The sequence below is a fragment of the candidate division WOR-3 bacterium genome (assembly GCA_039804025.1).
GTDB lineage: Bacteria > Hydrothermota > Hydrothermia > Hydrothermales > JAJRUZ01 > JBCNVI01.
This window is the reverse complement of the sequence record JBDRZP010000023.1, coordinates 24,548-31,132: the sequence shown is the minus strand read 5'-3', so window position 1 is coordinate 31,132 and position 6,585 is coordinate 24,548. Positions and strand designations below refer to the sequence as shown.

At 30.3% G+C, this 6,585-nt stretch carries 7 protein-coding genes; 1 reads left to right on the top strand and 6 read right to left on the bottom strand.

Features of this window, described 5'->3' with window-relative positions; all coding sequences use genetic code 11:
* Nucleotides 1-283 (bottom strand): hypothetical protein (locus ABIN73_08330; protein ID MEO0269728.1); only part of this gene is annotated, 283 nt, incomplete at its 3' end.
* Nucleotides 284-307: 24 nt separating this feature from the next.
* On the opposite strand from ABIN73_08330, the gene guaB reads away from it, so the two are divergent.
* On the top strand, nucleotides 308-1,765 hold the full coding sequence (guaB, locus tag ABIN73_08325; GenBank protein MEO0269727.1) for an IMP dehydrogenase: 1,458 nt from the start codon (nucleotides 308-310) through the stop codon (nucleotides 1,763-1,765).
* Here guaB and ABIN73_08320 read toward each other — a convergent pair.
* The 5 genes from ABIN73_08320 to ABIN73_08300 all read right to left on the bottom strand — a co-directional run bounded on the left by ABIN73_08320 (nucleotide 1,752) and on the right by ABIN73_08300 (nucleotide 6,549).
* On the bottom strand, nucleotides 1,752-3,089 hold the full coding sequence (locus ABIN73_08320) for a hypothetical protein (protein ID MEO0269726.1): 1,338 nt from the start codon (nucleotides 3,087-3,089) through the stop codon (nucleotides 1,752-1,754). The genes guaB and ABIN73_08320 overlap by 14 nt on opposite strands.
* Before the next feature lie 68 nt (nucleotides 3,090-3,157).
* Complete coding sequence (locus ABIN73_08315) at nucleotides 3,158-3,826, bottom strand: hypothetical protein (protein MEO0269725.1); 669 nt, start codon at nucleotides 3,824-3,826, stop codon at nucleotides 3,158-3,160.
* Nucleotides 3,823-4,644: a hypothetical protein gene (locus ABIN73_08310; protein MEO0269724.1), complete on the bottom strand. Its 822-nt coding sequence runs from the start codon at nucleotides 4,642-4,644 to the stop codon at nucleotides 3,823-3,825. The genes ABIN73_08315 and ABIN73_08310 overlap by 4 nt, the downstream gene beginning before the upstream one ends.
* Complete coding sequence (locus tag ABIN73_08305; protein MEO0269723.1) at nucleotides 4,641-5,426, bottom strand: hypothetical protein; 786 nt, start codon at nucleotides 5,424-5,426, stop codon at nucleotides 4,641-4,643. Before ABIN73_08305 ends, ABIN73_08310 begins: the two co-directional genes overlap by 4 nt.
* A gap of 1 nt (nucleotide 5,427) precedes the next feature.
* Nucleotides 5,428-6,549, bottom strand: a complete 1,122-nt coding sequence (locus ABIN73_08300) for a fibronectin type III domain-containing protein (protein MEO0269722.1) — start codon at nucleotides 6,547-6,549, stop codon at nucleotides 5,428-5,430.
* Nucleotides 6,550-6,585: the final 36 nt, after the last annotated feature.

Genomic DNA, 6,585 nt, shown 5'->3' with positions numbered 1-6,585 from the left:
CAACATCAAGTGATCCTGCATTTTTAAAAAAAACAAGAGCAAAAAGATTAAAATCCAGATTAAATCTTTCAATTTGAAACCACCTTGTTTTTAAATTTTTAAAATAAAAACCGGAAAGATTTATAAATGATTCCTCTATTTCAACATTTTCAATTAAAAATTCCTCCAATCTCTTTTCTATATCTTTTTTAGTTTTCCATATTGCAAAGTTATAAGAAATATAGATTAAAATACAGATAAAGATTAAAACCGGAAAAAATATCAAAAGCCTTTTGACTTTCATCTCAATCTTATATTATAAATAAAAATGAGAAATTTTGAAAAAGCTTTAACCTTTGATGATGTTTTAATATTACCAGGTAAAAGTAATGTTTTGCCTCATGAGGTTGATCTAAAAACAAAATTTTCAAGAAACGTGGGGCTTAATCTTCCCTTTGTATCTGCTGCTATGGACACAGTTACTGAATCTCAAATGGCAATTGCAATGGCACAAGAGGGTGGAATAGGAATAATTCACAGAAATATTAGTCCTGATGAGCAGAAAGAAGAAGTAATAAGAGTCAAAAGATTTGAAAGCTGGTTTATAAAGGAACCAATAACTCTTTCACCAGAAGAAAAAGTTGAAAAGGCAAAAGAAGTAATGGAAAAATATAATATATCCGGTATTCCCATAGTTAAAAAAGACAAAACTCTCGTTGGGATAGTAACAAAAAGAGATTTAAGGTATATAGAAAATTCACAACTTGCTATTGAAAAAATTATGAAAAAGAATGTAATAACTGGCAGAGAGGGTATCACAGTTGAAGAAGCACATAAAATTCTTATAGAAAATAAAATTGAAAAATTGCCTGTCGTTGATAATAATGGGAAACTTAAGGGATTAATTACTCTTAAAGACTTATCGAAAAAAATTGAGCATCCCAATGCAAATATTGATGATAAAGGAAGATTAAGAGTTGGAGCTGCAATTGGCACAGGGGATGATTGGGAAGAAAGGTTTTATAAATTATTAGAAGCTGAAGTTGATGTGATTGTTATTGATACCGCCCATGCCCATTCCAAAAGAGTTCTTGATGTAGCAAACCTAATAAAAAAGAAACACCCAGAAGTAGAACTTGTTGTTGGAAATGTAGCAACTCCCGAAGCAACAGAGGATCTTGCCAAAATAGATGTGGACGGAATTAAAGTAGGTATTGGACCTGGATCAATATGTACAACAAGAGTAGTTGCTGGAATTGGAGTTCCACAACTTACTGCTATAATGGAGTGTTTCAAAGTTTCTAAAAAATATAAAATACCTATAATAGCTGATGGAGGTATTCGTTACTCAGGAGATATTGTAAAAGCCCTTGCAGCTGGTGCAGATTGTGTAATGATGGGAAACCTTCTTGCAGGAACTGAGGAAAGCCCGGGTGAAATTATAATACATGAAGGAAAAAGATATAAAACATATAGAGCAATGGGTTCAATCTCTGCTATGAAAAAAGGTTCAAAGGATAGATATTTCCAGGATAAGGCTATAAAGTTTGTTCCCGAAGGAGTTGAAGGAATGGTTCCATATAGGGGCTCTGTCCGAGATGTTCTTTTTCAGCTTGCAGGTGGAGTTAGAGCTGGGATGGGCTATATTGGAGCCAAAAATATTAAAGAATTAAGAAGAAAATCAAAGTTTGTAATAATAAGTCCCTTTGGATTAAAGGAAAGTCATCCTCATGATATTATAATAACAAAAGAAGCTCCAAATTACGAACCTCCTAAATATCTCTGATCTTTCTCTGTGCGACTGTAAAAAATAAGGAATCTTTAAAATTATCTATAATATATTTTAGAAATTTTTTGGCTTCTTCTTTTTTCCCTTTTTGAAGTGAAATTTTATAACCCTCAAAATATAAACTTGCAATTAAATTTTCATCAAGAAGAGTATCTTTTATTTCAAAAAATTCTGCATTTTTAACCTTATTTTTTAAATTAAAATAATTTTTCCATTTTTCACCTATATCTTCCTTTATTTCAAAATCAAAATTGTTTTCTATTTTTTCATTTATCTTTATAATCAGTTTGATATCTTCCTTTTTTTCAAATTTCAAAAGGTAATATATGAATAAAGCTTTATAAATCTCATCATCATCAGGATACCTGAGAATAGCTTTTGAAAGCAAGGAATCGGCCTTTTCTTTTCTATCTAAATAGATACTGATTTTAGACCTTATAAGTAAAATATCAAAATAATTAAAATTTTTTAAAATTGAATCAGAAATTTTATAATTACCAATATAATAATAAATTTTACCTATCTCAAGTTTTTCCTCTTTTATTTTTGAAAGATTATTTACTAAAATTGATTCAGCCTTTGATTTCTTTTCTGAAAAAATAAAATAATATAAATCTGATAAAATCTTTAATTTTTCATCATTACATTTTTCCTTTAAATTATAAGCCTTTCTATAATCACCTATTTTTAAATAAAAATTTAATTTATCACAATTATTTAAATTTTTTTCTAAAAAATTTTTAAAATTTATAGGATCTTTTTTATATAAAAAAACTATTAAAGAATCCCTTTTCTCTTTTTCTCCTATCAAATCGTAAATCTCAATCACATAGTCAAACTTTTTTCTCCTTGAAAATTCCTGTAAAAAAATAGGAAAAATTTCTTTTATTCCATACTCCTTTGTTTCTTTAAATATTCTCTCCACAAATTTTTCATCTAAAACCCCTAAATAATCAAGAAAAATATCCATAAATCCTGATTTATTTTTAATATTTAAAAATTCTTTCCAGAAATTTTCATAATCTTTTAATTTTAAAAGCACAGAAAGATATTCTCTTTCATATAGCATTTGGGTGTTAAAAATTTTTCTTGATTTTTCAATTAAAAATTTAAGATCCTTCGGTTCACCATATCTTTCAAGGGTTTTTATAACAGAGTATACAATTGATGGATCTTTAAAATATTTAAAAAGAGTATCAGAAAATTTATTAAATTCTTTTGATTTTTTTTGAGAGGAAAGAGATAAAAGAAGATCTGATAGATAAAGTAAATTTCTCTTATTCTCTTTAAACATTTTATAAGAAATTTCTTCAAGTTTCAAAAAATTTTTATTCTTTAAATAGGATTCTCGGAGGTTAAGATATTCCCTTTGTGAAATCTGAAAAAAAATTAACGAAATAAAAAGGATAGCCACTCAAATAAGAGAAAGTGTATTCTTCCTATAAGAAGTGAAACACGAGCCATTACTGTGTATCCAAATGAAGCTCCAAAAGCAATCATTATAAAGGTAATCCCTATTTTAGCTAAAATACCAAGTGGACCTTTATGTTCTTTTGAGAAAAAGAAATAAATAAGGGTTGTAACAGTTGCAATAATTATTATTATGTTATTAAAGCTACCCAAAAGATCTCCCGTGTATAGTGGAAGTAATGTGCCTTGGATTTGTGGAATAACATAACCCTGTAAGGAACCTGTAATTCCAAGACCAGCAGCCATACCAACAAGAAAAGCTATTGACCATCTTGAAAGCCATGCTGAAGGTGGAATAAATCTTAAAAGCATAAATATTGAAAGTGTAATTGGTATAAAAAGAATCCATTGCTCTGGACCAAAATGTAAAAACATTTTAAAAAATCCATACTCTTTAAAAAGTGGTTTAAAAGGTGTAAGTATTTTAGGTTCTACATCAAAAAACCATAAATATAAAAACCAGAAAGCTGCTGCTGAGCCCACATAAATATGTTCGGCTAATTTATAAAAGGGATTATCTTTATACAAAAAGGAAAAAATAGCAAGAGTTAAACCGGCAGCTATCCACATAAAAATTAAATCAATCATCTTAACCTCCTTAAGGCAAAGTAACCTATGTTTCCTAAAAGTATAAGTGCAATAATAATAATATGAATTACTGTCTGCGCTGTCATACCAGCATAAGCAAATCCCTTCTTATTAACAAGAATCTCATAATCAGCAGCTCCTCTTAAACCTCCTATTAAACCAATAATCTGACCTGCTTGATAATAAGGATACATATCAGGAGTCACAACTGCTGTTGAAGTTATTATTATTTTTAAACCAAATCTTGCCTGTCCGAACTGAACCCAGTAATCGCCTGTTGCTCCTGCCTCAAAACCTATAAGTAAAGCTATATCATTGTAGTTATGAATATTTTTCATTAATGGTATTGAATCAAGAGGTTTCCCCCTGTAATCAGAATTAAAAACCCCTCTTATCTCTTTTCCCATATTTAGAATAACTGCCGCAACTCCTGGTCTATAACCAAGAAAAACATAATCTTCTCCATATTTTTTATTCATTTCCTTAGCAATTTTCTCCAAAGCAATCTGACCAAGAGGAAGCCCAAGAGGCCAGTGTCCAAGCATTATTATTTTTAAATTATTTCTAAAAAGATGAGTTAAAACTACTTCAAGAAGAGGCTGGAGTTCTGGCATACTTGCTGCATCATAATCTATTGATATCATAACAGCAGAACCTTCAGGTAATTTTTCAATAAAATCGTAAGCATTTTTAACTTCCTGAAGAGGCTCAAATTTAAATCCTTTCCGTGTTAATAAGGGAATTGTAACGCTTATAAAGACAATCAAGTATATAATTCTTCTATCAATCCTGGCTAATTTTTCAAAAAAATTTTTCATTTTAGATAAGTCCTTTCAATTCCAAGAATAATCCTTATAGACATTGCTATTGCTCCAAGTGATATTCCAATAAAAATACCCCTTTTAGCACCAAGCTGGGGAATGTTCATAACCCAATCGGCTATAAAAGGTAGATACTTTTTAAGTAATATAGATGAAGGGAAAATTACTCCTAAGGATAAAATTGAAAGAACAAAAAATAAAGCTTTTTCGTAAGGGTTTACCCTCTGAATTCCTTCAAGAGCAAATATCAAGGCTATTAAAATTAAGGTTATTCCAATAAAATAAGGAATTGTCTCTTCTCCCTTTGGAACCCTTCCAAGCATAACAAGACCTGCTGAAATAAGTAAAAGTGTTGCATTAAACGTTCTCGCTCTAAAGGCTCTATAAGCTGCTGATGCTATAAAAAAAGAAAGTAAAGCAAACATTGTAGCACCGAGTGGAACAAAAATGTATGTATAGAAGTATCTCAAAAAAGTAGAGGTAGGAGCAAAAGGATTTCCGTGCTTTATACCTGAATATATACCCCATATAAGGACTGTAACAAAACTAAAAATAAGAATTGCAGAATAAGGAGCATCCTTTTCCTTTCTCTTTATTTTTCGGTAGTGGTATAAAAGCAAAGAATCAACACCGAGAATTAGGGTAAAACCTGAAACAATAATATACCAATCATTAAATCTTTCCTGAAGACTACCAAAGGGTTCATGGGGTATAAAAAGAGCTACTACAAGTAAAAGTCCTGATATAAAGGTAATTATTAAAGGTATTTCTTTTTTCATTCTATAAAATTGTAAAAAATTCTTTTAAAAAATGTAAAAAGGGGTTTTTAACAAAAAAAGACAGAGTTTCAAGAGTAACACCAGCTAAAATAACAATAATTAAGAGAATTTTAACCCAATCTTCTCCCTTTATGGTAGCAAGGGATAAGGGTTCCTTTTCAAGATATGCACTCGCTGCATACATTTCTTCACCAATCAAAGTATAATCAGTGGCTGCAACAAAAAATGGAAGCTGTGTAACTGCAGTTGTTCCTGAAATCTGAATAGCACCGATTGAGTTACCCGTTTCTGCCAAAATTAAAGATTCAGCATAGAAATACCCTTGCAGAAATACTGCACCAGGTTTTTCTCTAAGCATTATTCCATCAACACCAGCTGCATAACCAAATTGTTCATAAGAAAGGAAAAATACATTTCCTTCCTTATAAAGGTCAGGTCTTCCTGCCTCTAAATATCCCTCCTTAACTGTCTCCTGAGCAGCCACAAAAACAACAGGATCAAAACAGGGAACAATTAAATCAGTTTCATATTCCGCTGCCTTTTTTGCAACTCTTTTTAATATAGAAAGTCCTGCTATAGTTGGTATTTCAGCAATTGTCCCAAGGCCAAGAGAAAAAAGCAAAGGTTTACCAAGTTCTGTTGATCTTCCCACTGCTTCATCAATGGCATCTAAACCAGCTATTTTTCTTATATAAAGATGTTCACCTTTTTTAGCTTTTTCAATGTAAAATAAAAGTAAACTCACAATAATAATCAAAAGTATCAAAGCACTTAATCTTTTTTTATGAAACCACTGGGCAGATGGAATCGCTATATTGGAATAATCGCTATCTATAAATTCTCCACCCTTAACAGCTCTTATAAAATATCTGTAACTAATACCATTCTTTAAACCTTGATCAATAAAAGAATTTTCACCTTTTTTTAATATAGAGACAGTTTCTGGCAAAGCCCAAGTTCCTTCTTTTTGAAATTGTCTAAAAAGAATATAAAAATCTATCAAGGAATCATCAGGAGAGAGATTCCATTCAACTAAAATTCTTCCACCAGCATCATTTGGAACATCATATGCCTTTATCTCTGAAGGGGGCAAAAGGGAGAAAATAAAAAAAATTTTTAACATCAGTTTATTGTAAGAAAATAATCTTGAAAAAATCAA